Origin of the sequence: Acinetobacter sp. A1, from assembly GCF_012371315.1 — a bacterium.
GTDB lineage: Bacteria > Pseudomonadota > Gammaproteobacteria > Pseudomonadales > Moraxellaceae > Acinetobacter.
Genome location: NZ_JAAZQY010000013.1, coordinates 45054 through 71234 on the forward strand (window position 1 = coordinate 45054; position 26181 = coordinate 71234).

Annotated in this window: 27 protein-coding genes and 1 pseudogene; 18 read left to right on the forward strand and 10 right to left on the reverse strand. The window is 41.9% G+C overall.

The genetic code is table 11. The features are described from left to right. Positions 1 to 116: 116 nt before the first annotated feature. The 6 genes from HHA41_RS06650 (at position 117) to HHA41_RS06675 (ending at position 4971) form a co-directional block, all read left to right on the forward strand. Entirely contained in the window at positions 117 to 818 is a 702-nt protein-coding gene (locus tag HHA41_RS06650; protein ID WP_168418524.1) for a TetR/AcrR family transcriptional regulator, read from the forward strand. Between the two features lie 91 nt (positions 819 to 909). Further along, positions 910 to 1776 carry a formyltetrahydrofolate deformylase gene (purU, locus tag HHA41_RS06655; protein WP_168418525.1) on the forward strand — a complete coding sequence of 289 codons (867 nt, stop codon included), beginning with the start codon at positions 910 to 912 and terminating at the stop codon, positions 1774 to 1776. Between the two features lie 261 nt (positions 1777 to 2037). Further along, positions 2038 to 2823, forward strand: a complete 786-nt coding sequence (locus tag HHA41_RS06660; RefSeq protein WP_168418526.1) for an energy transducer TonB — start codon at positions 2038 to 2040, stop codon at positions 2821 to 2823. Positions 2824 to 2842: 19 nt separating this feature from the next. Then, complete coding sequence (locus HHA41_RS06665) at positions 2843 to 3466, forward strand: MotA/TolQ/ExbB proton channel family protein (protein ID WP_004976156.1); 624 nt, start codon at positions 2843 to 2845, stop codon at positions 3464 to 3466. After that, positions 3466 to 3870 carry a biopolymer transporter ExbD gene (locus tag HHA41_RS06670; protein ID WP_168461080.1) on the forward strand — a complete coding sequence of 135 codons (405 nt, stop codon included), beginning with the start codon at positions 3466 to 3468 and terminating at the stop codon, positions 3868 to 3870. The genes HHA41_RS06665 and HHA41_RS06670 overlap by 1 nt, the downstream gene beginning before the upstream one ends. A 171-nt stretch (positions 3871 to 4041) precedes the next feature. Then, positions 4042 to 4971 carry a DMT family transporter gene (locus HHA41_RS06675; RefSeq protein ID WP_168461081.1) on the forward strand — a complete coding sequence of 310 codons (930 nt, stop codon included), beginning with the start codon at positions 4042 to 4044 and terminating at the stop codon, positions 4969 to 4971. A gap of 150 nt (positions 4972 to 5121) precedes the next feature. On the opposite strand, the gene HHA41_RS06680 is transcribed toward HHA41_RS06675, so the two are convergent. Continuing rightward, complete coding sequence (locus HHA41_RS06680) at positions 5122 to 6369, reverse strand: YihY family inner membrane protein (protein ID WP_168418529.1); 1248 nt, start codon at positions 6367 to 6369, stop codon at positions 5122 to 5124. Positions 6370 to 6481: 112 nt separating this feature from the next. Between HHA41_RS06680 and wrbA the strand changes: the two genes are divergently transcribed. Both wrbA and HHA41_RS06690 read left to right on the forward strand, forming a co-directional pair. Continuing rightward, positions 6482 to 7078 (forward strand): NAD(P)H:quinone oxidoreductase, encoded by a 597-nt coding sequence (wrbA, locus tag HHA41_RS06685; protein WP_168461101.1) that lies wholly within the window; start codon positions 6482 to 6484, stop codon positions 7076 to 7078. A gap of 288 nt (positions 7079 to 7366) precedes the next feature. Then, a complete protein-coding gene (locus HHA41_RS06690; RefSeq protein WP_168461082.1) occupies positions 7367 to 7558 on the forward strand; it encodes a hypothetical protein in 192 nt (63 codons plus the stop codon). A 68-nt stretch (positions 7559 to 7626) separates the two neighbouring features. Here the strand turns inward: HHA41_RS06690 and HHA41_RS06695 are convergent, their stop codons facing one another. The 4 genes from HHA41_RS06695 to HHA41_RS06710 all read right to left on the reverse strand — a co-directional run bounded on the left by HHA41_RS06695 (position 7627) and on the right by HHA41_RS06710 (position 10564). Further along, positions 7627 to 8022 (reverse strand): hypothetical protein, encoded by a 396-nt coding sequence (locus HHA41_RS06695; protein ID WP_168418531.1) that lies wholly within the window; start codon positions 8020 to 8022, stop codon positions 7627 to 7629. A gap of 273 nt (positions 8023 to 8295) precedes the next feature. Next, a complete protein-coding gene (locus HHA41_RS06700; RefSeq protein WP_168461084.1) occupies positions 8296 to 8871 on the reverse strand; it encodes a xanthine phosphoribosyltransferase in 576 nt (191 codons plus the stop codon). A 127-nt stretch (positions 8872 to 8998) separates the two neighbouring features. Continuing rightward, positions 8999 to 9712 (reverse strand): DUF3108 domain-containing protein, encoded by a 714-nt coding sequence (locus HHA41_RS06705; RefSeq protein ID WP_168461085.1) that lies wholly within the window; start codon positions 9710 to 9712, stop codon positions 8999 to 9001. Between the two features lie 171 nt (positions 9713 to 9883). Next, positions 9884 to 10564 (reverse strand): hypothetical protein, encoded by a 681-nt coding sequence (locus tag HHA41_RS06710; RefSeq protein WP_168461086.1) that lies wholly within the window; start codon positions 10562 to 10564, stop codon positions 9884 to 9886. Positions 10565 to 10837: 273 nt separating this feature from the next. On the opposite strand from HHA41_RS06710, the gene HHA41_RS06715 reads away from it, so the two are divergent. After that, the gene (locus tag HHA41_RS06715; RefSeq protein ID WP_171525268.1) at positions 10838 to 11695 is read left to right on the forward strand and encodes a TonB family protein; all 858 of its coding nucleotides are present in this window, start codon (positions 10838 to 10840) and stop codon (positions 11693 to 11695) included. Between the two features lie 171 nt (positions 11696 to 11866). On the opposite strand, the gene ybeY is transcribed toward HHA41_RS06715, so the two are convergent. From ybeY to miaB, 3 genes are read right to left on the reverse strand one after another with little or no spacing between them, the layout of a single operon-like run. Further along, the gene (gene ybeY / locus HHA41_RS06720; RefSeq protein WP_168461089.1) at positions 11867 to 12349 is read right to left on the reverse strand and encodes an rRNA maturation RNase YbeY; all 483 of its coding nucleotides are present in this window, start codon (positions 12347 to 12349) and stop codon (positions 11867 to 11869) included. Positions 12350 to 12392: 43 nt separating this feature from the next. Next, positions 12393 to 13466 carry a PhoH family protein gene (locus tag HHA41_RS06725; protein ID WP_070155261.1) on the reverse strand — a complete coding sequence of 358 codons (1074 nt, stop codon included), beginning with the start codon at positions 13464 to 13466 and terminating at the stop codon, positions 12393 to 12395. A gap of 39 nt (positions 13467 to 13505) precedes the next feature. Next, the gene (gene miaB / locus HHA41_RS06730; protein WP_168461090.1) at positions 13506 to 14960 is read right to left on the reverse strand and encodes a tRNA (N6-isopentenyl adenosine(37)-C2)-methylthiotransferase MiaB; all 1455 of its coding nucleotides are present in this window, start codon (positions 14958 to 14960) and stop codon (positions 13506 to 13508) included. Positions 14961 to 15318: 358 nt separating this feature from the next. On the opposite strand from miaB, the gene HHA41_RS06735 reads away from it, so the two are divergent. The 6 genes and pseudogenes from HHA41_RS06735 to HHA41_RS06760 all read left to right on the forward strand — a co-directional run bounded on the left by HHA41_RS06735 (position 15319) and on the right by HHA41_RS06760 (position 21497). Then, the gene (locus HHA41_RS06735) at positions 15319 to 17205 is read left to right on the forward strand and encodes a lytic transglycosylase domain-containing protein (protein ID WP_171525269.1); all 1887 of its coding nucleotides are present in this window, start codon (positions 15319 to 15321) and stop codon (positions 17203 to 17205) included. A 71-nt stretch (positions 17206 to 17276) separates the two neighbouring features. Beyond that, positions 17277 to 17924: a ribonuclease I gene (locus HHA41_RS06740; protein ID WP_216075690.1), complete on the forward strand. Its 648-nt coding sequence runs from the start codon at positions 17277 to 17279 to the stop codon at positions 17922 to 17924. A 201-nt stretch (positions 17925 to 18125) separates the two neighbouring features. Next, positions 18126 to 19112 (forward strand): malate dehydrogenase, encoded by a 987-nt coding sequence (locus HHA41_RS06745; protein WP_168461095.1) that lies wholly within the window; start codon positions 18126 to 18128, stop codon positions 19110 to 19112. Positions 19113 to 19351: 239 nt separating this feature from the next. Beyond that, a pseudogene (locus tag HHA41_RS06750) lies at positions 19352 to 20564 on the forward strand (YeeE/YedE family protein). Between the two features lie 268 nt (positions 20565 to 20832). Next, the gene (locus HHA41_RS06755) at positions 20833 to 21081 is read left to right on the forward strand and encodes a DUF2789 family protein (protein WP_004976204.1); all 249 of its coding nucleotides are present in this window, start codon (positions 20833 to 20835) and stop codon (positions 21079 to 21081) included. A 158-nt stretch (positions 21082 to 21239) separates the two neighbouring features. Continuing rightward, positions 21240 to 21497 (forward strand): DUF2789 family protein, encoded by a 258-nt coding sequence (locus HHA41_RS06760; RefSeq protein ID WP_026438536.1) that lies wholly within the window; start codon positions 21240 to 21242, stop codon positions 21495 to 21497. A 42-nt stretch (positions 21498 to 21539) separates the two neighbouring features. Here the strand turns inward: HHA41_RS06760 and HHA41_RS06765 are convergent, their stop codons facing one another. Together HHA41_RS06765 and HHA41_RS06770 are read right to left on the reverse strand one after the other, a co-directional pair. Then, entirely contained in the window at positions 21540 to 22067 is a 528-nt protein-coding gene (locus HHA41_RS06765; protein ID WP_168461097.1) for a hypothetical protein, read from the reverse strand. A gap of 96 nt (positions 22068 to 22163) precedes the next feature. Further along, positions 22164 to 22766 carry a 2OG-Fe(II) oxygenase gene (locus HHA41_RS06770; RefSeq protein WP_168418542.1) on the reverse strand — a complete coding sequence of 201 codons (603 nt, stop codon included), beginning with the start codon at positions 22764 to 22766 and terminating at the stop codon, positions 22164 to 22166. Between the two features lie 116 nt (positions 22767 to 22882). On the opposite strand from HHA41_RS06770, the gene rlmJ reads away from it, so the two are divergent. Genes rlmJ through HHA41_RS06785 form a run of 3 tightly spaced genes read left to right on the forward strand, consistent with a single transcriptional unit; the run spans position 22883 to position 25770 of the window. Further along, positions 22883 to 23740 (forward strand): 23S rRNA (adenine(2030)-N(6))-methyltransferase RlmJ, encoded by an 858-nt coding sequence (gene rlmJ / locus HHA41_RS06775; RefSeq protein ID WP_168418543.1) that lies wholly within the window; start codon positions 22883 to 22885, stop codon positions 23738 to 23740. A gap of 42 nt (positions 23741 to 23782) precedes the next feature. After that, positions 23783 to 24607, forward strand: a complete 825-nt coding sequence (pssA, locus tag HHA41_RS06780) for a CDP-diacylglycerol--serine O-phosphatidyltransferase (RefSeq protein ID WP_168418544.1) — start codon at positions 23783 to 23785, stop codon at positions 24605 to 24607. A gap of 41 nt (positions 24608 to 24648) precedes the next feature. Next, the gene (locus HHA41_RS06785; protein ID WP_168461098.1) at positions 24649 to 25770 is read left to right on the forward strand and encodes a XapX domain-containing protein; all 1122 of its coding nucleotides are present in this window, start codon (positions 24649 to 24651) and stop codon (positions 25768 to 25770) included. Positions 25771 to 26181: the final 411 nt, after the last annotated feature.

Here is a 26181-nt window from a genome sequence, read left to right on the forward strand (position 1 = left end):
GGCATGTTACCATTCAATAAAAGCAATATAAGTTAGTTTTTAGAGTATTTACTCTAAACAGTCAAGTGACTTTATGTTTTCGCTCCCCCAAATTTTAAAGAATGGTTGTTTTTAGGATGTCACAAACCAAAACGTTGAAAACCAAAGAACGTATTTTGCAATTGAGTTTGCAATTGTTTAACGAGCGTGGTGAGCGTTCAGTTACAACCAATCATATTGCGGCTGAATTGGGCATGAGCCCAGGGAATTTGTATTACCATTTCCGCAATAAGAACGAAATTATTAAAGAGTTGATGGAGCAATACCAGCAGGAAACTTTAGAAATGTTGGCCTTACCTGAAAGCCGTGGGTTGGATGCCAACGATAAAATTCGTTATTTTCAGGTACTCAGTAGTCAGTTATGGGCCTATCGTTTTTTGCATCGTGATGTCTATCACTTGGTCGAAACCAATGAAGATTTCCGCAAAATGTATCCGCGTTTTGCAGGGCAGGTCATGCAGCAGGGGCAGAAAATTTATCAGGCCTTTGTGGATGCAGGACTCATGCAAATGACCGAGTCGGAAATTGAAGCCTTAATTATTAATATCTGGATTGTGCTGACCAACTGGACCAACTTCTTATATATGTCGGGTCACATTACCGATTCCAATCATTTAGAAGAAAAATGGGTATGGCAGGCTTTGCGTCAAATGTTGTTCCTTGAGGGGGCATATTTACGTGGTGAAAGCCGTGCGACTTATGAGCGATTATTGGAAACATTGGGTTCATCTGAACTGTTTGCAAGTTTATCATCCAGTAAAAATACCCAAGCCGACTAAGCGGCTGTGAATGGCTATTTAGAATGTCTGAGAAACGCGTTAGAATACTCGGCTTGTTTTTCAATTTAACCAAGTAGTGACTTAAAACAACATGAATATGACGACTGCGAATACTGCACGTTTACTGATTACCTGTGAAGATAAACCGGGTATTGTGCAGGCTGTATCAAGCTTTTTGTATCATCAGGGAGCTAACATTACTGCGCTTGATCAATACGCAACAGAAGCACAGGGCGGGCGTTATTTCATGCGGGTTGAGTTTGAGCTGGATCATTTGCAAAGCCGTAAAGAAAGCTTATTGCAAACGTTTGCATCTAACGTGGCAGAACGCTATGACATGCAGTGGCGTTTGGCCTTAGTCAGCGATGTGAAAAAAGTCGGCATTTTGGTGTCTAAAGTCGATCATGCTTTGCTTGAGTTGTTATGGCGTCATTCACGTGGCGGTTTACCGTGTGAAATTACCAAAGTAGTGTCGAACCATGACACATTGCGTGAAGCGGTAGAAAATTTTGGTATCCCATTTGAAGTGGTACCTGTAAATAAAGAAAATAAACGTGAAGCTTATGCTCAAATTGATGAATTGATGCAAGGCAATGATTTGCTGGTATTGGCGCGTTATATGCAAATTCTGGATGAAGAGTTTGTGTCTAAGTGGGAAATGAAAGTGATCAATATTCACCACTCTTTCTTGCCGGCCTTTGTGGGAGCAAACCCGTACAAACAAGCCTATGAAAAAGGCGTGAAGTTGATTGGTGCAACGGCACACTACGTGACTGCAGACCTAGACCAAGGCCCGATTATTGAGCAAGATGTAGAGCGTGTAAACCATGACTTTACGGTAGATCAGTTGCGCGAATTGGGGCAGGACGTTGAACGTAATGTACTGGCTCGTGCAGTCAAATGGCATTTAGAAGACCGTATTATTGTAGATGGCAACAAAACTGTTGTATTTCAATAGGGTGTAAAGCCATCTCAAGATTGAACAAAAAACATGCCGTCTAGGCATGTTTTTTTATACTATAATTGTAATGTTATAACATTTATTTTAATTGTGTATTAATAAGCATAATGTGTGATTGTTCACATGTGTTATTAAAAAATAGTTGCAAATGAAAACACTTCTCATTTATTATTGCGTTACTTTAATTGTGCTAACCGATCAGTTTGATCGTATAAGCTGTGATGGTTTGGCAATTGCTTTTCAAGGTCGCTGACTTTAATGAACCAATCTCCCAACGCTATGACGCATACATCCCACACCATGAAAAAGAAAGTTGTAACAGCTTTAGCCGTGGTTGCATTGGGACACGTGGGCGTGTTGTGGGCATTGGGGCAGATGCCAACCCCAAGCTTAAAGCCAATAGAAAAAGAACCTTTAAAAGTCCGCTTTGTAAAAATTCAAGAACCTCCAAAACCTTTGCCGCCACAACCTAAAGCTGAGCCGCAACCAGAAAAACCAAAACCGCAGCCAGTGAAAGAAGTGCCAGTGGTAGAAAAACCGTTACCACCGCCACCTAAAAAAGTGGAAAAAGTACAGCAGGTGAAAAAAGCGGAAGCGCCTAAGCCTGTGGCAAAACCCGTAGAAAAACCTGTCGAGCGTGTTGTGAAACCTGCACCTGTAGCGACAGTGACTGAAACTAAGGTGGTACAAGCCGCACCTAAACCAACTCCTGCGCCTGTTGCACCCGCACCTGTCGTGCCAGCCGCACCTAAAACAGTTTCAATTGGTGGGTCAGGGGTGCAATGGAGTCGCTCACCAAAACCAACTTATAGTAACCGCGATTTACAAGGTGAAACCCGAACAGTGGTAGTTCTCATTGAGGCCAATGAAAAAGGCGCAATTACCCATGCACAAATCACCCGTTCCAGTGGTTTACCTGCTTTAGATCAAAAGATTTTACGCGCTGTGCGTAGTGCAAAATTCAAACCGTACAAAGAAAATGGCGTTGCTTATCCAATTCGTGCTGAGCAGCCTTTTGAATTGACATTGAACCCTAACGGCTAACCTTAACAGGAGTTCGAGTATGAACTTTTCCGTCTATTGGCAACATGCAGATGCAGTCAGCAAAACACTGTATTTCGTGTTATTGGCGATGTCGATTGCGACATGGACCATCTTCGCATTACGTTTGATGGGCACGCGCCAATTGAAGCAACAAGCTTATGCTCAACTGTCTCAGGCTTTAAATCAGCTTAAGGCAAAACTGGCGCCACTAAGTTTTGAACAGCGCAAAGCGGTTGCAGAACAGGCCCTATTGCGTCAAATTTCTGTAGAAAAAGCATCGGCAGAAAAAGGGGTGTCGGTATTGGGTACAATTGCCTCACTTGCACCGTTTGTCGGTTTATTCGGTACGGTTTGGGGAATTTTCCATGCACTGGTTGCCGTAGGTAAAAGTGGGCAGGCAGGACTGGCACAAGTCGCAACCCCAGTGGGTGAAGCTTTAATTATGACAGGCTTTGGTTTGGCAGTCGCAATTCCAGCAGTGATTGCCTACAACATTTGCTCACGCGTGAACCGTACCTTATCGAACAATCTGCAAGATCATGCACACAGCTTGTTGATTGATACCATGTTGCAGCAAGATTCATCTGTGCAAAAAACAGAAGTGAAAGCAACACAACAAAGTTTAGTGGGAGGTCAGGTTTAATGGCTTTTCAATTGGGTGAAGACAACGACTCAGGCATGAATGAGATGAACCTCATTCCCCTGATCGACATTATGTTGGTATTGATGATCATCTTTTTGGTGACAGCGACCGTTGCCAACCCATCTATACCATTAACCTTGCCGCAAACGACTGCAGAGATTGTAGATTTACCACCTGATCAAATTCAGGTCAGTATCAATGCCAATGGTGAAGTGGCGTGGGATGATCAAATTATTAGCTTAGATGAATTGCAAACCCGCTTTAACAGTGCCAGTCAGCAAGCACAGCAACCAACGGTGGTGTTAAGAGCCGACAAAGAAGCGCGTTATGATACTGTAGCGCAAGTAATGTCACGTGCGAGTGAAGCCGGACTCAGTGATATTGCTTTTGCAACAGACGATTAAGCCCATATCTTATTTAAAATTAGCGATCTTTTAAGGTCGCTTTTTTTATGCAAACTCACGCATAATGCCAAAATATTTCACCTACTCAAGCGTATTTAATCATCCATGCTATTTGGGTTGAGTTCGCCGCTTATTTGAAAGTCTATTTTTTTATTTAAATCAGGTTCAGCCATGAGTTCACGCCAAGCACTAGATGCAAAAGCCAGCAGTATGATGCTTATTTTGTGCGTCTTTTGGGGTTTACAACAAGTAGTGCTGAAGCTGGCCGCACCTGATATTTCTCCATTAATGCAATTGGCATTACGCTCAGGTTTATCTGCCATCATGGTGTTGCCTTTGTTGTGGATGGCAAGAAATACGCAATTGCTTGCAGCGCAATATGTGTATCCCGGCATATTGGTCGGGGTGTTGTTTGCCGCAGAATTTTTTATGCTAGGGCAAGCTATTCAATATACCTCTGCCTCGCACGTGGTGGTTTTACTATATACCGCACCTATTTTTGTGGCTTTAGGCTTACATTGGAAACTACCTGCAGAGCAGTTATCTCCTTTGCAGTGGAGCGGAATTATTTTGGCTTTTGTCGGGATTGCGGTTACGTTTTTGTGGCGTGCTGAATCTCAACAGCAAGACTTCAGCCAAATGCTTTTTGGTGATTTACTGGCCTTAAGTGCAGGTATGCTTTGGGCAGCCACCACGATAGCTGTACGTTTAAGCCGTTTGTCTGAAGCACCTGCAACGCAAACCCTGTTTTATCAATTGGTAGGTGGCTTTCTGATTTTATTGCCTATGGCGTATGCACTCGGGCAAGCAGACATTCATTGGACTGCTATTGCATGGGCAAGTTTGGTTTTTCATGCTGTGTTGATTTCATTTATTAGCTATTTGGCTTGGTTTTGGTTGTTGAAGCAATATTTAGCCTCTAGCTTAGGCGTATTTTCATTTTTAACGCCTTTATTCGGGGTGTTGTTTGGTGTTTGGTTATTGAATGAAAGTCTGAGTCAAAGTTTTATCGTCGGGGCAATTTTGGTCATGTTGGGCGTGTTGATGGTCAATGCACAAGGTTGGTTTAAAAATAAAACTCAGGTAATGCAAAGCAAATAAGCTGTGCTGCTCGGTTTGAATTCGGTTGGGTTGTGGTTTGTCAGACTTTATCTGCAATCAAGCAAAAACCATCTTCAAGCGACTTAGGGAATTGCATACCTAAACTTGAAGATGGTTTGTGCCAAAAATTGAAATGATCTAGATTAGCCGTTATTTCGCTTCAAAAATTTTAGATAACGGAATGGAAAGTTTGGCAGCTAAGTAGTCGTCAGATTCAATTAAAATAGGCCCTAGTTTTTGCATCCATTCATCATCAGGATACACATTGGCTAACTCCTGACGGCGTGGTAAAGAGTAAGGTAATTTTGAATAAAAACTCCAAAAATCCACCTGAGACAAATTACGCACCAACACGAATTCATCATTTTCAGTGCGCTTAATTAAATTTTGCTGTTCCAACATCAACACATAAGATGGCCAGCGTCCAATTTCATTGCGGCCTAAAACATCTAGTGCTTCTGCTTCGCTTACACTCTCGCCACGCATTTGCTTTTTATAGAACAATTCCAGCAAGTCTAAAAGCATAAGTAGGGGATGGCATTTTTTTTCTCGACTGGCTTCAAATGCGGTCAGGGCATAACTAATTTCGACACCTAAGAGTACGATGTTCCAAGACAGAAAAATCCACAGTAAGAAAATAGGCACAGCCGCAAATGCACCATAAATCAGCTCATAGCTGGTGAAGTTGGACATAATAAAACCAAACAGGTTTTTTAATAATTCAAACACCACTGCGCTAAAAACACCTGCAATTAGGGCGGCTTTTACAGGCACACTACGGTTGGGAATCGTCCAGTTTAGAATAAAAAAGCCTAAAACAGTCAGTGCGAATGAAATCAGCCATAAAATAAACGCACCGTTGAGCTCATAACCTGCAAAGTTATTGCTGAGAACATTCATAGATGCCAGAGTGGATGAAATAACAAAGGCACTACCCAGTAAAATAGGCCCTAAAGAAATAATGGTCCAATAACGCATAAAACCCATAATGCCACCACGGGTTTCTTTGACACGCCAAATACGATTAAACACGGTTTCAATACTGGTCAGCATCATCACTGTGGTAATGAATAAAAACAGAATCCCGATAATCGTGAGGTTGCTAGATTTATCAGTAAAAGCACTTAAGGCTTTGTCGAACGCGATGGTAGTTTTAGGTAAAAAGTTACTGTAAATCAGCTGTTGTAATTGTTGGCGTGCAGGTTCAAGTGCCTTAATGGAAGAGATGATCACTAAAAAAACGGTCAGCATAGGCACAACCGCAAACAGGGTGGTGTAGGTTAAAGACCCTGCTTGTTCACGGCAGCGGTCGGCTTCAAAGCGACGCAGCACAAATAAGACAAATTGAAACCATTTTTTGTCATAGAAGGGCAGTTTCTTTAAATACTCAACAATCATACAGTCGCTGTCTCAATTTTTAATCATCTTTATGTGTTTTCATGTTTAAGCTTAACCAAAAAAGCAGCAAAATACCGTATAGTTTTCATTTTTAGTCTGATTTATTCGCATGATGCAAGCATATATTCTGGTTTTGTACTTTAGTAAATATGGTTCTACTAAGGAAATGGCACATTTAATTGCCAATGGAGTAGAGGCCAGTGACATGCCTGTTAAAATTAGAACCGTACCCAATATTTCAACTGTGGTACAACAAGCTGAGCCAAGTATTCCAGCAGAAGGCGATATTTACTGTACTTTGGATGATCTGGCCAATTGTTCAGGTTTAGCCTTAGGTTCGCCAACACGCTTTGGCAATATGGCATCAGAAATGAAATACTTTTGGGATCAAACCACCAGTCTGTGGCTGAATGGTGCGTTACATAATAAACCTGCCTGTGTGTTTACCTCTTCAGGTTCGATGCATGGCGGACAGGAAAGCACTTTACTGACTATGTTACCGCCACTTTTTCACCATGGCATGATGATCATGGGCTTGCACAATGCACATCCTGCGTTATCCAACACCAAGACAGGCGGTACACCGTATGGGGCAACTCATGTGAGTGGCCCACGCCACGATCAGGCTTTGAGTCAGGATGAAAAAATCTTGTGTGAAGCACAAGGGCAACGTTTAGGCGAAATGGTGAAAAAGTTACAAGGAATGTAATTTTCTGAATCATTAACTCAGGTGTAAAACGAATAGAATGTTTTACACCTTGATTGTATTTGAGCTTCATTGGCTGCGGTAATTTGAGTATTTTTATTCATGCAAAAAACAAATTACTTTTCACGTAAAATCACTATTTTTAGTGATATTCAGTCTTTTACTTTTCACATTTAATAGCCACTTTAAAAGCAGAATTTTCTGTCACGGTTCACGCAGCATTTTTTGTGCAGGTATATGTATTAAGCACAATGGATTGCTGTAAAAATGAGAGATTGAGGAAAAGTGGAAATGAATAAGTTAGTGTTAATCGGTTTAGCTGTATTGAGTTTAGGCTGTTCGTGGTCGAGCATAGCTGCAACTGAAATTGTACATAGTCTGAACTTCCCCCAAGAACAACAAGCCCAAAAACAACCTGCAGAAGTTCAATATTTAGCAGCTCAAAAGCCAGTAATTGCAGCCGAAAATGTGCAAGTAAAATAATAAAAAGATGTGATAAAAGTGCTGTTTTATACAGCACTTTTTTATATGAAAATCTGCGTTTGGTGTGTTTAAGATTGGCTTGGTTTGATTTGTTCTTTAAAACGGTGTTTGCATTTCAGACAGTGAAAATCAAGAAAGATATTTTGGTCGACAATTACACCTGCCTTTTTACCAAAGCGATGCCCTAAAAAGCCGCCAGTGATTCCAACACTAATTGCACCTACAAAAGTACCAATGGTACCACCCATAATCACCCCTAGTGGCCCTGCCACAGTACCAATTGCAGCACCAATTGATGCTCCAGAGGCTGCACCGCCGACAGTTCCTGCCGCTGTTCCTGCCGAGCCTAATAAGACTCCACCAATTTTTTGTAAGCTTTGTTCATGGTCGCGTTTTTCAACTTGGGTTGAGCCACACTTTGGACAGACGATACTGTGTTCCATCAACGGATTGTCTTGTGTCATGACTGTAAAATGCCTTGTACTAATGCTGTCTGCATAACTGCAAGCAGGATGTCAAAAGAGTGAGTAATCTTTCCCTTCTTGATATTTAAGAGATTTACACACTATTGTTTAAGAGGTTCAGCATGGCGTAGCGCTGTCATTTTGTAAATAAAATATATGTAAATGAGTTGCTTAAGTTTGCAAAATAATAGGGCTAAAAAAAGAGCACCGTAGCGCTCTTTTTGAGATTTAATTTTGTGTCATGACTAGATTTATTGCTTCTGCAAGCAAGGCTTAATCACGTACAAATTCAACTGTACCATTTGCCAAAGATTTAACACGGGCCAATGACTCGACACGGTAGCCTTTTTCTAAGAGTAATTCACGACCAGACTGGAATGATTTTTCAATCACAATTCCAATACCAACCACTTCTGCTTGGGCTTGATGAATCAGATCTGCCAGCCCTAGTGCTGCTTGACCATTCGCTAAAAAGTCATCAATGACCAACACTTTGTCGCTCGCATGAATGTGTTTGTTTGAAATGGCGATGGTGCTTTCCGTTTGTTTGGTAAATGAAAACACTTTAGAGCGGTATAAATCATCTTTTAAAGTTAAAGATTGATATTTACGTGCAAAAATTACAGGAACGCCCAGTTCTAAACCTGCCATGACTGCAGGTGCAATACCTGATGCTTCAATAGTAATAATTTTGGTGATGCCTGCATCTTTAAACAAACGCGCAAATTCTTGACCAATTTGCTGCATCATCACAGGGTCAATTTGATGGTTTAAGAAAGAATCGACTTTGAGAACCGTCTCAGATAAAACGATACCTTCAGCTAAAATTTTCTGTTCTAGTGCATGCACGGGAGAATCCTCAAGGGCAGGTGCTTTTCAAAGCAAAAGCGTATTTTAAAAAGCACCTGAAAAAATGCAAGAACAATTTACCAAATGGTGAATAGCTGCCGAGTTTGCTCAGCAGCTATGTTTGGAATTAGTTGGTTGGGCCTTTATAACCTGTTAGCAATAATCCATAAGACTTGTCTTTGTCTTGGTGGGTGACTTTTACAGGTAAGTAGTCAAGTTTTGGTGCAAGCCAGAAAATCGTATCACGGTTAGGTTTGTTGTGTTTAAGAACTACTTTAATAGTGTCAAACGTACCGTAATTGGTTTTGACTTTTTCTGAGCCTTGTTTAATAAAGCGACGTGATTCAACTTCTTTGTTGTCGGCAATATAGTAGCTCGACTTTAAACCGCCACTTTTTAAATCTTCACGAATTTGCAATTCTGCATTGAGTTCATCCAACACACCTGCTTTCCATGCAAAAGAGCGTGCATCGCTGTCTTTTTTGGTGTTAATAGTTTTTGCAGCAGGATTAAAATTAATATTCATGGTGTTGTTATGCACCAAAATTTTACTGCTGCGGCTAAAACTAGACGAGCCAATTTTACCGTCATTAAAAGTAAAACGGCTGGTTTCAGTGGCAGATGCAATCACACCCGCTTTGGCTGCAAATACATAATTCCACTGATTGCCTGTTTTGCTTAAGGTACGTGTTGCAGAACCCAAGTTTTTACCATTGTAGTTAAACTGGTAACTGGCTTGGAAAGGACTCATGGCAAATGCTTGGCTAGAGAAACCAGCCAAGAACAGTGCTGTGGACACACCGGCTGCCATACCCATTGTTTTCAATACATGATTTGCCATTGCTGAGATATTTCCTCTGTATGTAGGGAGATGCAATTTGCTTGCTTGTTGCCATTATACGCATTGAATATGAAGAGAAAATTAGAAAATATACGGCTTATGTAGTTTTCCTGTATGTATTCTCTTCCAAAATTTAACCAAATTGAGTAGATGCGATGAGCAAGGCAGGCATTAGCTTTGTTTTTGTTTCAATGGTGTCACTTGTGTATCTTCAAGAGGTTCACTCAGATCATCCTGTCTTTCTTCAGACATTTTACGGAACAACGCGGTTAAATTGACGTTGCCCATCAGTACCAATTCGGCTTCACGTAATACAGCGTGATTCACGTGAACTTTACCTAAGGTGTCAATGATCGAGCGGTTTTTACCTAGCCAGCGGTTTAAGTCCAAATGCAGTAGGTCATCTTTGACTTTAATGACTTTCAGTTTTTCTAAAATCATCCCCAAAGGGTCGTCATTGCGTATTTTTTGATAGTAGAACAAGGCGCATTTCACAGCAATTTTATGAAAAACACTTGGATAACTGGCATCAATCACTTGGGTGTCACTGATTTGTTCAAACACGATTAGCTGCGTGTTTTTATTCAGCTCCATCTGCACCAGTTTTAAATCAACCGAAAGGGTAATGTTTAAACCGTTATAGTCCAGCGTGGCGTACAGGCGTAACCAGTCATCGTGTAAGTCTGCATGCAGATCTTGCAACATTTTCACATTATCAGTCACAAAGCGCTGAAAAGTCGCATTTAAGAAGACTTGAGATAATGGAAATTCACGTTCATCCTCAATAAATCCTTCCGCTTTTTGGTACACTTGTCGGATACGTTGAGAGATATTGGTGATCAGGCTTTGCATACGGCGTCCAGGTCGTTCATTGATTCTTTTCAGATACAAATATTTTATCGAATTGTATTAAAAATACAGGCACAGAAGCTTGCAGTTTAGCAAAATAAATTGCACCATTTTTAATATTTTAAGATTCGGCAGTCAGCTTTTTGATGAACTTGGCAGTTTTGAAAAAAGTAAAATCTGTTCAAAGTAACTTGCTCTTAGATTTATACCGCATTTAGCGGCTTGGGGAATCGGACATTTTGTCGGATTAATGTGATGCTAAAAAAAATTCAATTGATGCCTACTTCACAAGAGTGGTGGAAAGACCCTATTTTTGCTGCTGCGTTACTCGTGGCTGCTGTGCTGCACGTGATGATTTTAGCTGTACAATTTGCTGCACCACAGCAAAGCGATGCCGCAGTTAAAGAAATTGCGGTATCGGTACGAATGAGTGATACAAAAGTTGAAGATGCAGACTTTTTAGCACAGGCCGATCAGCAAGGTTCGGGGACTTTTCGAGAAGAACATCGCATGTCGAGTGACATGCCAGCACCTATGACTGAGCAAAGTGCAGGTGAACAACAGCTGGAAAGCTTAGAGCGTATGCAGCAACAGCGCGAATTAAACTTTGAAGAAAAAGTGTTGATGACCACGCTTAGTTGGCAAAAGCAGGCGGCAGAAAATCAGCGTAAAAAAGCCATGCAGGAATTGAATAGTCAGTTTCAGGCCAAGGCGGCCATGGTTGCCAGTATTGAAGCGCAATATTTAAAACGCCAACAAAACTTTAGCCGTCAGCAAAAAATTAAAACCATTGATGGAATTCAGGCCAAGCAAGATAACACTGCGGGCTATATGGAAAAATTCCGTCAAAAAGTCGAGTTTTATGGCAACCGCTATTACCCCGAACAGGCCAAAGCACAGAATTTAGCGGGTGAGGTGCGTTTAATGGTAGTTTTAAACAGCAATGGTGGGATTCGTGCCATTCGTTTAATTGAAAGTTCAGGTCATGCCATGTTGGATGAAGCAGCGAAGGCTTCGGTGCGTAAGGCTGCACCTTTTGGCGCATTCGATGCGAAAATGAAAGATATTTCTGAATTACGGATTGTGCGGACGTGGCGCTTTGACCCTGCTGAAGCTGAGTTTGAGGTGCGTTAATGATTATTCACCTCCCCCTAACCCTCTCCTGAAAGGAGAGGGAATTTTGTGTGATACACGCATACGATTCTACTCTGTGTTCTTCCTCCCGTTGGGAGGGAGTTAGAGGGAGGGGTAAACAAAAAAGCGAGCCTAAGCCCGCTATTTTTATAGTTTTCTAGAACTTCAAATTCAATCTCTTTCCACGTATGGATTTTCTAAACCCAACTTGGCAAGAATCTCAATTTCTAAAGCTTCCATTTCTTCGGCATCCTCATCTGAGGTTTCATGGTCGTAGCCCATGAGATGCAGCGTGCCGTGTACCAGCATGTGAGTGAAATGTGCCAAAGGTGTTTTAGCTTGTTCGGCTGCTTCCTGTAAAACCACAGGAATACAAATCACCAGATCACCAATTGGAAAGCTTGGCAACACTTGTGCCATTTCATCGGGTAAATCACTCGGGAAAGACAAGACATTGGTCGATTTGTCTTTTTTGCGATATTCCAGATTAAGCTTGAGACTTTCTGCATGATCAACACAGGCAATCCCAATTTCACAGTCACTTGGGGTGTCTATATGCCTTAAAGTGGTTTCCACCACTTTTTTAAGATAGGCGCGCTTTAATACCAGCTCAGGTGCTTGAATGTCCTGTTGCAGGCTTAGACTTAGTTTCAAAATGAATCCTTAATACTTCAGTAGGTTGCAGAACGCACAGCCACTAGTGCTGTGCATCTGCTGCGGCATCATTTTCCGCAATTAAAGCTTCCTGACGTGCTTTGCGTTCAGCACGTGCTTCGGCACTTAAACGCTGTTGCTCACTGTCCCAGCCTTCGTAGGCTTCAACAATTTTTTGCACCAACTGGTGACGTACTACATCACGTGAGTGGAAACGTGTGATGTGAATTTCATGCACATTTTCCAAGACACGCAGCGCATGAGATAAACCTGATTGCTGACCACGTGGTAAATCAACCTGAGTCACGTCACCAGTAATGACCGCACGAGAGCCAAAGCCCAAACGAGTCAGGAACATTTTCATTTGTTCAGGGGTGGTATTCTGCGCTTCATCCAAAATCACAAAAGAGTGATTTAGGGTGCGACCACGCATATATGCTAGGGGCGCAACTTCAATTACTTGACGTTCAATGAGTTTGGCCACTTTCTCAAAACCCAACATTTCATATAGGGCGTCATAAAGTGGGCGCAAGTAGGGGTCAATTTTTTGGGTTAAATCACCAGGTAGGAAACCCAGTTTTTCACCTGCTTCAACCGCAGGACGCACCAATAGAATTCGCTGAATTTCATTGCGTTCCAGCATATCTACGGCAGCAGCTACGGCCAAATAGGTTTTACCTGTACCTGCAGGACCAATACCAAAAGAAATATCGCTTTGCAAAATACGCTGAACATAACGCTTTTGGTTGGCACCGCGTGGGTTAATACGGCCTTTGCGGGTTTGTAACCAAACAGCATCCAATCCAGTATGCTCTTGCCCATCATCCGATTGTAATTCGCGGTCAGTCTGACTGCCTTGAATCATCATGTGGAGCGTGTCTGCACTGATTTGTGCAGAGCTTTCCGCTTCTTCATGCAGGCGTTGCAAGAGCGTTTCGGCTCGCTCAACTGCATCAATTTCCCCATCTATAAAAAAGGCGTCACCACGATGGGAAATTTGGACGTCTAGGCGTTGTTCGATTTGTTTCAAATGTCCGTTATAAGCACCGAGCATGCTTTTTAAACGTTCCATTGAAATACCAGGAAAAGTTACTGTACGTCGAATCGCTGCAGTCAAGAGAATTCCTTAATCTGTTATTGGACTTTAGCTCCTACATTACGCCACGTCAGGCTCAAGATTCAAGAGCTCACCATAAACTAAATTCAAAGTTTTAATCTCGGTAATCTCAATCTCCGCAAAGCGTCCGACCCAAGCAGGGTCACCAATAAATGTTACTAAACGTGTATTGTCTGCTGTGCCGACCAAAATGTTTGGATCTTTGTCAGAAACATTTTCAATCAGGACACGTTGCACCGTACCCAGCATGGCATCGGTCTTATCAATACTCGATTGTTTGATCCATTGTTGAACTTTGGCTAAACGTTCTTTTTTCACATCTTCAGGTGTGGTGTCTTCAAGTTCAGATGCAGGCGTACCTGGACGTTTTGAATAGATGAAACTGTACGAGTGGTCAAAATCCATATCTTGAATAAACTGATAAGTTTCTTCAAAGTTTTGATCGGTTTCACCAGGGAAGCCAATAATAAAATCGCTAGATAAATGCATATCTGGGCGCACTTTACGTAATTTGGCAATCTTGTCGATATACACATCAATGGCGTGGTTACGCTTCATGGCTTGTAGCACATCATTCGAGCCACTTTGTACAGGCAAGTGTAAATGCGACACCATTTGCGGTAAATCACGGTAGCATTGAATTAAATCATCATTAAATTCAAGTGGGTGCGACGTGGTGTAACGAATACGACCAATGCCAGGCACTTCGGCAACCAAGCGCAGTAAATCTGCGAAAGTACAAATTTTGCCGTCAAAAGTTTCACCACGGTAACCATTTACGTTTTGACCGAGCAAGCTAATTTCACGCACGCCTTTTTCTGCCAAAGTCGCAATTTCAGCCAATACGTCATCTAAAGGACGTGAAACTTCTTCACCACGGGTATATGGCACGACACAGAATGAGCAGTATTTTGAACAGCCTTCCATAATCGATACAAAGGCCTTAAAGCCTTCAACTCGCGGCTCAGGTAGGAAGTCGAACTTTTCGATGTCTGGGAAAGAAATATCCACCAGTTTGATTTTTTCTTTCTTTGGTTTTTCGACCTGATCGTGGTGTTGATCAAGCATTTGCGGTAAACGGTGTAAGGTTTGTGGACCAAAAATCATATCCACATACGGGGCACGCTTTTGAATGTTGTCGCCTTCCTGAGAAGCGACGCAACCGCCTACACCAATCACCAAATCAGGATTTTTTTCTTTCAGCTTACGCCAGCGACCTAATTCAGAAAACACCTTTTCCTGCGCTTTTTCACGAATCGAACAGGTATTCATGAGCAGAATATCGGCATCAGCAGGGTTGCTGGTCAGTACATAGCCGTGAGAATCGCCTAAAAGGTCTGCCATACGGTGACTGTCATACTCATTCATCTGACACCCTTGCGTTTCGATATACAGTTTTTTGACTGAACCGTCGGCTGGGGTGTGCTGTGGCTGGGTAACAGTGTTTTCTGAGGCAGCTTGGGCACCATTGGGGATGAAGGTTTGAACCGTCATGTAGGCTCCTAAGAGATAGTTCACTAAATCGTTTATAAAAATAAACGTCATTAGACAAAAGAAAGGCGCATATTTTAGCAGGAATTCACGCTAAACTGACAGCCTTAAATCAGCACAACAGCTGATTGAAATATGAAGAAATTTGTTTGAACATGAGTTGTAAGATTAATAGTGTCTAATCAGAAGGTTACATAACAGAACACAACTGCGGTTCTAGACTAATTAAACTAAACCTAAAGATGAGATGCGGACCTCGAGGCGGAAGTAAATGACCGAAAGCAAGCGAATGCTGCAAATGATGAAACAAAATAATAATTTAGCTAAAAAGCTTGCTTTGAGCCTTGTTTCATTTGCAGTCATGGCAAGTACGCATGCGGCAAATGAACAGTTCAATGATGCGTTACGTGCCGCCAATTCAGGTGATGTCGATTTATTGCAGCAGTATCAATACGCCATGCAAAATGATGTATTGGGCTATTATCCTGAATATTGGTCATTAAATACTAACCTTGGCATGCAGCCTGCCACCGCTATTATCCAGTTTGCACAGCGACATCCTCAATCAGCTATGGCGGAAAAATTGGCTGCCGATTATGTCGAAGAAAAAGTTAAACAAGCAGATTTTGGCAGTGCACAACCTGTGCTTGCCTATGTGAGTAATGCCGATCAGGCGGAAAGTTGTGCTATGGCGCAGGTGCGCACCCGTTCGGGCGATCCTTTAGTGCTGGCTGAATATAAAGATGTTTGGCTGACCACTAATTCACAACCTGAATCTTGTACAGGTTTGGGCCGCATGATGCTCTCTAGTCCAATCATGACTCAGCAAGACAAGCAGCAGCGTTTGTGGGGGCAATTGCGTGCAGGGCAGTCAGGGCAAGCTTTGGCGACTGCGCAAAGTTTGGGTATGAATCTGAGTTTGGCACAACTGAACAGTATTCAGGCTAATCCACTGAATTATTTATGGTCGGCCCCAAAAGCCAGCAATGAAGATCACGCTTATTTAATTTATGCCATAGGTCGTTTAGCCGACAGTGATCTGGATTCGGCCTTGTCTTCGCTAAAACGGAGCGCAGAGGGTACACCCGATGCCGTACAAAAAGCGTTGCACCGTGCAGTAGGCTATATTGGCGGCACCACGGTGATGAAAAATAATTTCAACCGTGAAGTGTTAAATGCCTTAGATGCCAGTTATGGCTTGCCATTTAGCCCCGAAGAGGCAGAAATTTATGCCAGACAGGCCATCCGCTTTGGTGCATGGGAAAGTGTGATTCGTGCAGTAGACAGCATGAGTGTGACTCAGAAACAAGAAGACCGTTGGCAATACTGGTTGGCCCGTGCCTCAGAACAACGTGGTGATGCAGCATCAAAACGCAGTGCGCAAAATATTTATAAACAGTTGGCACAGGGCGATGATTATCACAACTTATTAGCAAAAGATCGTCTTGGGCAGCGTTACAATGCCATTCCAGTAAATAGCCAGCCGACAACTAATGATTTGCAGCGTTTAAATCAGGATATTCACTTTAACCGTGCTTTTGCCTTACGTGAAATTAATGCGCCCGCCAATTATGTGAATCGAGAATGGAATTGGGCGGTACGTCAGGCCTATTTAAGACAGGATGATGGTTTGATTTTGGCAGCCGCCAAACGTGCGACCGATATGGGGTGGTACGACCGTGCAATTTATGCAGCAGACCGTACTGTGAATAAGCACAACTACAGTTACCGTTATGCAATGCCACACCGTAATTATGTGGTGAGTCATAGTCAAAATGCAGGTATTGACCCTGCTTGGGCTTATGGTTTGATGCGTCAAGAAAGCCGTTTCAATACTACGGCACGTTCGCATGTCGGTGCGGGTGGACTCATGCAAATTATGCCAGACACGGCACGTTTGGTTGCACGACAAATGGGTGAAACTTATAATCCTGCTGCACTCAGTGATATGAATACCAACATTCGCTACGGTACATTTTATTTGTCGACCATTCAGCGACAATTAAGCAATAGTCCTGTGCTGGCCACAGCAGGGTACAACGCAGGGCCAAACCGTGCACGCCGTTGGCAGCCAGAGTTTCAGCAAATTGCAGCAGACCAATATACTGAAAGTATTCCTTTGCTGGAAACACGTGACTATGTGAAACATGTCATGACCAATGCTACACATTATGGATTGATGTTAGGTCAAGGCGGTCAATCTATGAGTAGTCGTATGCAAAGTATTCCATCACGCAATACACCATAGCTCATGGAATACTCAAGCATGCTATTTGTCATCGAATCACTGTTTAGGGGGCAGAATCATTGAAAATGAGGATGGGTACCATTTTGCAGCCAATTCATTTTGCATTGCTCAGTTTGGGTGGTGCTGCTTTGGTCATGTGTACACAAAATGCATTTTCAGCTCCTGTGCAAGGCTATGTGATGTCGGTTCAAATGACTCCAGCCGTATGTTTAATTGATTCAACCAAAAGCAAAAAGCGTAAATGTTTAGAAGGTTACTCGCTGAATATTGAGGGTTTATATCCTGAAGTATCGACACGTGAATGTAGTACCCATTCATCGGCAAAGTTGCCGCCGCTACAAGCGAAGGTAGTGGCGCGAGTCATGCCCGATGATGCTGCGCGAGTACAGCTTTGGCAGGGTATAGGTGGGTGTGTACCTATGAATGCCAGTCAGTATTTCCGCATGATTATTAACAATGCAGATCGGATTAACGTACCTGCGGTATTGACGGGCCAAGACACCCAAACCGTACAGTTGGGTCAGTTGCGTAGCCTTTTCTTAAAATCCAACTCGGGTATGTCATCCAAAAGCATTCATTTTCAATGCTCGAATCATCAGGGCAGCAGTTATTTAACCGAAATCAAAATTTGCTACAACAGTGCAGGGCGCTATAAGCAGTGTGCTGCCAACATTGGGTCAAATTGCCCAAGTCAGTTTGTGATTAAAGGTTCTTACTAGGTTTTTGAGCGCATTAAATTTGTGGTTTTGAGTCTTTTGGAAATATTTTATTTATATTTTCTATCAGACTTTTGTGGAATTTGATGCGCTTTTGCATGCATCCGCTGAATGATTGGAGTACAATCTTTCGCGTTTATGATTATTAGATTAAATGGACTGACTATTTAATCGCATTGACTATCCTCAACTGGAGATAATTACATGAAGCAACCCGTTCGTGTTGCCGTGACTGGCGCTGCAGGTCAAATTGGTTACAGCTTATTATTCCGTATCGCTAGCGGTGAAATGTTGGGTAAAGACCAACCAGTTATTCTTCAATTGTTAGAAATTCCTGTTGAGAAAGCTCAACAAGCGCTTAAAGGCGTAATGATGGAACTTGACGACTGTGCTTTCCCATTATTGGCAGGCATGATCGGTACTGATGATCCTAAAGTTGCATTTAAAGATGCTGACTACGCTTTATTAGTTGGTTCACGTCCACGTGGTCCTGGTATGGAACGTGCTGACTTGTTAAAAGTGAACGGCGAAATCTTCATTGGTCAAGGTCAAGCATTGAACGAAGTTGCTAGCCGTGACGTTAAAGTTCTTGTTGTAGGTAACCCTGCGAACACGAATGCTTACATCGCAATGAAATCTGCTGCAGACCTTCCTGCGAAAAACTTCACAGCAATGTTACGTCTTGACCACAACCGTGCGTTAACTCAACTTGCTCAAAAAGCGGGTGTTGCAGTTTCTGACATCAAAAACATGACAGTTTGGGGTAACCACTCTCCAACAATGTATGCTGACTACCGTTTTGCAAATGTAAACGGCGAAAGCTTAAAAGACAAAATCAACGATGCAGAATGGAACAAAGACGTATTCCTTCCAACAGTTGGTAAGCGTGGTGCTGCGATCATTGAAGCGCGTGGTTTATCTTCTGCTGCTTCTGCTGCAAACGCTGCAATTGACCACATGCGTGACTGGGCGCTTGGCACAAACGGCGAATGGGTAACTATGGGTATCCCTTCTGACGGTTCTTACGGTATTCCTGAAGGCGTAATGTTCGGTTTCCCTGTAACTTGCGAAAATGGCGAGTACAAAATCGTTCAAGGTCTTGAAATCGATGAGTTCAGCCGTGAGCGTATTAACTTCACGTTAAATGAACTTGAAGAAGAGCGCGCAGCAATTGCTGACATGCTTAAATAATTTAATCTTCTAGATTAAATTAAAAACTCGGTTACGAGTTAGGCCAGTCAATTTTATTGACTGGCCTTTTATTTTCTATGTTCATATTTCTTATAAAAATAAGACTTATAAATCAAATTACCTTATATTTTTTATTAAATATAAGAATGAATTATCTGCGATAAAATAAGCAGTCAGCCCTACAGCGTAGGGGAAATTGCGTAGAATACGCGGGTTTCCTTTTTCAAATTCTCTCTTCCATGTCTGTTATTGTTGCTGCTTCCCAAAGATCGAATGTTTCGGTTTGGGTGGCTTTTATCTTATTAATTGTGGGTACCTTGGGTGCCTATCAAATTGTTGGTCTGAATCAAGCGCTGTTATTTTTTGATTGGCGGTGCTTTGGGGATGACCTTGTATCATGCTTCTTTTGGCTTTACTTCTAGCTGGCGCGTATTTATTAAAGAAGGGCGCGGGCGTGGGTTACGTGCCCAAATGATTATGTTGGGTTTGGCGGTATTGCTATTTTTTCCTGCCTTAGGCGCAGGTGAATTATTTGGAAATCCTGTCAAAGGTAATGTAAATCCTGTTTCCATGTCAGTCATGATTGGTGCCTTTATTTTTGGTATTGGTATGCAATTGGGTGGCGGTTGTGCTTCAGGTACTTTGTACACCGTTGGCGGTGGTAGTGCCCGCATGTTGGTGACCTTATTCTTCTTTTGCTTAGGTTCGTTGATTGCAACATCACATTTGGATTGGTGGTTTAACCTGCCACATTTAGCACCCATATCTATTGTGGAAAGCTTTGGGGTGATTCCTGCGCTGCTGTTGAGTTTCATTATTTTTGCGTTAATTGCAGCCGTGACAGTATGGGTTGAAAAGAAACGCCATGGCAGTTTAGAGGCAGAGCCACAAAGTCAGCAGCACGGCTGGAAGCGTTTCTTGAAAGGCCCTTGGCCGTTGATTTGGGGCGGCATTATTTTAACCCTGCTTAACTTTGCTACCTTGGCCTTGGCAGGTCGTCCGTGGGGTGTAACCTCTGCGCTTGCAGTTTGGGCAGCAAAAGTGGCGACCTTTGCAGGAATGGATGTGAGTGCTTGGGATTACTGGCAACAACCTGGTAATGCTAAAGCTCTGGCCAATTCACTTTGGCATGACATTACCTCGATGATGAATTTTGGCATCATGCTCGGTGCTTTGCTTGCAGCGAGTTTGGCAGGCAAGTTTGCGCCTAACTTTAATATTCCACGTCGCTCACTGGTTGCAGCAGTTGTTGGTGGCTTATTACTTGGCTATGGCGCACGTTTAGCATACGGTTGTAATATCGGTGCTTACTTCAGCGGTATAGCTTCAGGAAGTGTGCATGGTTGGTTGTGGTTGGTATTTGCTTTTATGGGGAATGCGATTGGTGTAAAACTGCGCCCAATTTTCTTTCCAAGTGAAAAGCCACAACCTGAAAAATTAACAGGTTGCTAAATTTAAAACTAAACCTATTCAGCCAGTCAGCGTAAATTTTGACTGGCTTTTTTATTTTGTAGTCTCTTTACAGCTTTAAGCTAAACATCCGACATGATTCTTATCAACAATTTCTGATTCATTCTTACTTGTATTGCATGCTTTGAAACTTGCACAGAAACGGTGGTGTTGTACAAAAAATAACATGCTGCAACTCGGCTGCTGCTGAATGCTTGAATAAAGCGAGTTACAGTCATCTTAATCACTGAAAGAGTTAAAGGAGGATGTCATGTTTGATCAGCAACCAACTTTAGAACTGTTATTTCAACAATTGGGTCTAGATGCAGATGATGCTGCAATTGATCAATTTATTCGTGAACATCAATTGCCCGCAGAAACCAAATTACACTGTGCTGAATTTTGGACAGAGGGTCAGCGTCAATTTCTACAAAGCCATTGGAAAAAAGATGATGACTGGGCCATTGTGATTGAAACGCTGAATGAGCAATTGCATAGTGATCAGCATCCAAGTACGTAAATGGCGTGAAGTGTTGTTATAAAAACTTGAGTGAGAGCAGCTCAAAAAATTAATCACAAAAAGATACAACAAACCCAGTCAAAGGACTGGGTTTTTTATGCAAATTGTTATAAGTTGGTTCAATAAGGAATTACAAATAAACTAATAAAGGGGGCAAGGTGCTCATGCAAAATACTCCATCATTAGCCATGTTATTCAGCCAGCTCGGTTTAGCCAGTAGCCCTGCAGCCATTGAACTGTATGTACGTACACATCAATTACCTGCGCAGATTAATTTACATGAAGCGCCATTTTGGAATAAATCGCAACGTGAATTTTTAATCAGTCATTTGGTACAGGATGATGACTGGGCCATTTGGATTGATGAACTCAATCAACAGCTACACTTAGATGCTTACCGTTTGCAAGCAGTATAAAAACCATTTCATATTTATGCTAACGCCTCAATACGAGGCGTTTTAATGCATTCTGCTTTTAAGCATCTGTTTAAACCACACTTCAGTTTGGTAAGCATTAAATGCAGGGTGAATCTGTAATAACTCCAAATCAAACTCAGCAGTTTTACTATATTTGCCTAACCAATGGCGGCACAGTGCAGTTTCATTTTTACTGGCGCTGGCATAGGCCAAGAAAAAGAAAATATCGCCATGTGCATAATGGGTCATGGCTTTTAAAATTTGTTGGGTAATCAGTGCATATTTAGCATCACGCGTGAGTTCAAAATACATCATATATGCTTTGGCTAAATGCAAAGATAGATTGATATAAAGCGGCAAGGGCATTTCTTCAAATTCAACGCGACCTTGCTCCAACAGAACAATCGCTTCTTGTAAAAAGTAAATCTGCTCTTGGCGCAACTCACTTAAACTGACCAGTTGTAAGCGTAAATCGGCACGTTCCAAAGCTAGTTCTGGGGTGTTCCCTTGTAAGAAAAGTTGGTCGGTTTCACCAATACGTTGAATAAGTTGTTGAGTCGAATGGCGCATTGGTGAATTCCTTGTTGCAATATGGGCTATACATCGGGGCAGATTTGAGCTTTTAAAGCCAAAGCACTGGAAAAACTGCAAGCATTTTTAGCAAATTTACCAAAGCGTATTGCCACTGCGTAACCACGCTGTGATAGATAGGCGTTGTTGCTTGGCGAGCAAAACCTCATGCAATAAATCACTTTGAAAAATGGCTAAACGGTTCGGTGATGGTTCAATAATATGCCATTGGTCGTGTTTATCTTGTAGGCGGAGCTGACCACCCCAGTCAGGCTGCCATTCACTGTGCAAATAATAAACGGCAGAAATCACCCGATCATTTTTCTGTTGAGGGTTGTCACGGTGCAAGGCGTAAAAAGACCCAGTTTGATAACTGGCAAAATGTGCTTCGACTTCACGAATACCCAAATAAAATGCCTGATTGAATTGTTCTGCTAAGGCTAAAAGCGTTTGGGTATGTTGATGGGCTGTGCTTAAGTTTTCATGAATCCATAAAATATGATCACTGCGAATATTGCTGACCACGCCATTTTGAATGGCGGCTTCACGAAACTGATCTAAATTTTGACTACACTCTAGCAGCAATTGTTGCTGATATTCGGGTGAATAAGCATCATCAATTATTGCAAAACCATGTTGATCCAAATCTTCAAGAATTCGATCAACATTCCAGGACTTTGGGAGAAGTGTAGCGTCCATATAAAATACTCAGAAAAAGATGAAATTGAGAGTTGGTTATTTTAGAGGAATACAAGCTCCTGAATGAAACTTTTTTTCATGCTAAAATAGCGGTTGATTTTAGGAATGAACCAAACATGAATTATCGTCACCATTTCCATGCAGGCAACTTTGCCGATGTCATGAAGCACGTCTTATTGCTGCAAATTCTGACGCGTTTAAATGCCAAAGATAAACCTTATCGTTATGTCGACACACATGGCGGTGCGGGTAAATATGACTTGTCTTTAGCACCTGCACAGAAATCGGGTGAATTTTTAAATGGTATTCACCGTTTGGTAAAACTAGATGATTCAATCAAGCGTCAGGCACCAGAAGGTGTACAGCAATATTTAAAACTGGTTGAAGAAATGCGTACGGTCGATGGTCAGGGGGCTTATCCAGGTTCTCCGTGGTTTGCCTTACAGGGTATGCGTGACATCGACAAAGCCACTATTTTTGAAATGCAGCGCGACGTATTTCAGCAATTACGTCATAACATTCGTGACAAACGTGCAGGCTTGCATGAACGTGATGCTTACGAAGGTTTATTGGGTGTGATTCCACCTAAAGAAAAACGCGGTTTGGTGATGATTGACCCACCCTATGAATTGGAACGTAAAGACTTTCCGCAATTGGTGGAATTGTTGGCAGCTGCGCATAAAAAATGGCCGACAGGTGTATTCGCAGTATGGTATCCAATTAAAGACCGCGCCATGATTGAACGTTTTGAAAAGAAAATGTTTAAAACAGGTATTCGCCGCCAGTTAATTTGTGAAATTTGTGTATGGCCAGATGACACGCCAGTTGGTTTAAATGGCTGTGGTTTGTTGGTGATTAATCCACCTTGGAAATTCTCTGAAGATGCAGATGAAGCCTTGCAATGGCTATTCCCTCATTTACGCATGCAAGAACATGGTGGGCATGCTGCAGTGCGCTGGTTGGTTGGCGAATAAAAAGTTAAATAGACGTTCAGGTTACAGTTAGGACACAAAATAATGACAAACACATCCAAGCCCGAAGGTGAATATAGTTCCCGTGATCTTGAACATGACGGAATTACATTTGAGGTGGTGGAAGAAGAGCATACCCGCGAAGGGCAAAAGGTGAAACGTCGTGGTATCTACCTGTGGCCAAACCTGATTACCACAGCAGCATTGTTGTCGGGTTTTTACTCGATTATTGCTAGTATGAACGGTGAGTTTAGCCAAGCCATTTACGCTATTTTTCTAGCGGCATTATTTGATGGTCTAGATGGGCGTGTGGCACGTGCTATTGGCGCGCAAAGTCCTTTTGGTGAGCAGTTTGACTCTTTGTCTGATATGTTGGCCTTTGGGGTTGCGCCTGCCATTCTTATGTATAGCTGGAGCTTGCACGATTTAGGCCGTATTGGCTTGGCGGCATGTTTTGTTTATACCGCTTGTGCTGCCTTCCGTTTGGCGCGTTTTAATGTGCAAATTGGTGTGGTCGATAAACGTTATTTTATTGGGGTTGCGAGTCCTTTAGCAGCACTGATTATTGTGTCTTTGGTTTGGGTGGGGCGTGATTTCCCTGAACTGTATGATATTCGTGAGTTTGGGCTACAAATCTTGAATGCTGTGATTATTATTGCAGTAGGCTTATTGATGATTTCTAACATCAAATATTATTCATTTAAAACCTTTGACCGTAAACGTGTTCCATTTTTTGTTTTGCCTATAGCCGTCTTTATTTTGGCCGCCATGACTTATAACATTCCAGTAGGTATTTTGGTCATTTCAATCATTTATGCACTTTCAGGTTTTGTGACCACCTTTATGGCAAGAAAAAATGCAGTGAGTTAGTGCAGCATTAGACTGACACATCAACTCACAAGGAGTTTGATATGCAGCTGTTTCAAGATTTTTTAGATCGTTCCAAACAACTTAATCAAACTCCTGATGCGCTTTGTAAATTGCCTTATCATGCGCCAAAACATCATTATAAATTTATCTATCAGGGCTTAATTCTTCCTGCTTTACCTGCACCATTGCATTATGTGAATTTTCTCGGTTTATTGGGCCATCTGAATAGTAATATGTTGCGTACTGAACAGATGCTGAACGGTTCAGCTTTAGATACTGCCAGTATTCATTGCAGCACCAGTCCACACATGGTGGGACAAACCAATCATTATTCCATGCAACACGATTGCAAATTCAGTCGACACAATTTCCAGTTTGCTCATAAAGAACGCATAACGGGCAGGTTTCCGCAATTTCGGATTCAACGTGATGATTCTGAACTGAGTTTTGATTTGCAGATCACCACAAGTACCACAATTTCTTATTTCACTAAACTGCGGATGAATCTAGCCGAACATTGGTCATTATTGTGCCAATGTGAAGGTGATATACGTTATAAAGATCAGCATTTTGAGATTCAACAATTAGGCAGTTTTGAATACGCCAGATCAATTCAGTTTCCTTATTTAGCGGTCGCATTCTTTTGCTATCAGGTAATTAATTTAGAGAATCAGCAACAAATGCTGTTGTTACAAAGTCGTGATGTATTCAATCGCATTCTGCAATCTCGAATTTATTTGCGTGATGCAAGCACTAGGCAAAGTACTCTGTTTGATGAACAGGTTCAGCTACATATTCAGCGTGTCTATCCACAAGTGACAACACCAATCGGACAGACAATGTATTTACCGCGTGAATTTGAATGGACTTGTCAGGATGTAAATGGCAACAGTATTTATGTCAAGGCGCAAAGTCGAGGGGATTTTAAATTTGGCGCGGCTGCAGGTTATGTGGGGAGTTTTCAATACCAACTTTCTATCAATGGAAACTTGCAACAGGGTGAAGCAGGTTATTGTGAATATATAGATTGCCGTGCGCTGAAGTGGCAGGAGCAAGATCAGGCGGAAAATGTACCCGCGGCAGTATTGAATCCCGAACCTTTTATGATCAAAAAAAGAAATAATCAAGATTTTTCTGGAAAATTACATAATTTTGATGAATAAACAACCACTCAAACAATATTTTTGCTAAAAACAAAAAACAGGGCTTGCAAGCGATGGGAATTCATCTATAATGCACATCCATCGGCGGTGATGTTGATAAAAACTTGTTGAAAAACAATAGCTTGGTTGATTGATTTAAGATTAATTGAGTTTGTTTTGAGTAGATGGGTTTGAAAATAAAATCAACATTGCATGTTGACTTTCTGGAAATAGAGAGTAGTATAGCCGACCTAGCTTGATGCTGACGAAGCATCGAGAAGATCATTAAGAGATTATGAAGAACAACTTGTGTGGATTTTTACTGATTGATTAATCGAAATATTATCATTGATTGATTGGTTTAAATTACTCGAAGTTTATTTGAGCGAAATTTAAGTCAGAAAATTGATGAGCCAGATTTGGAAGTTTAGA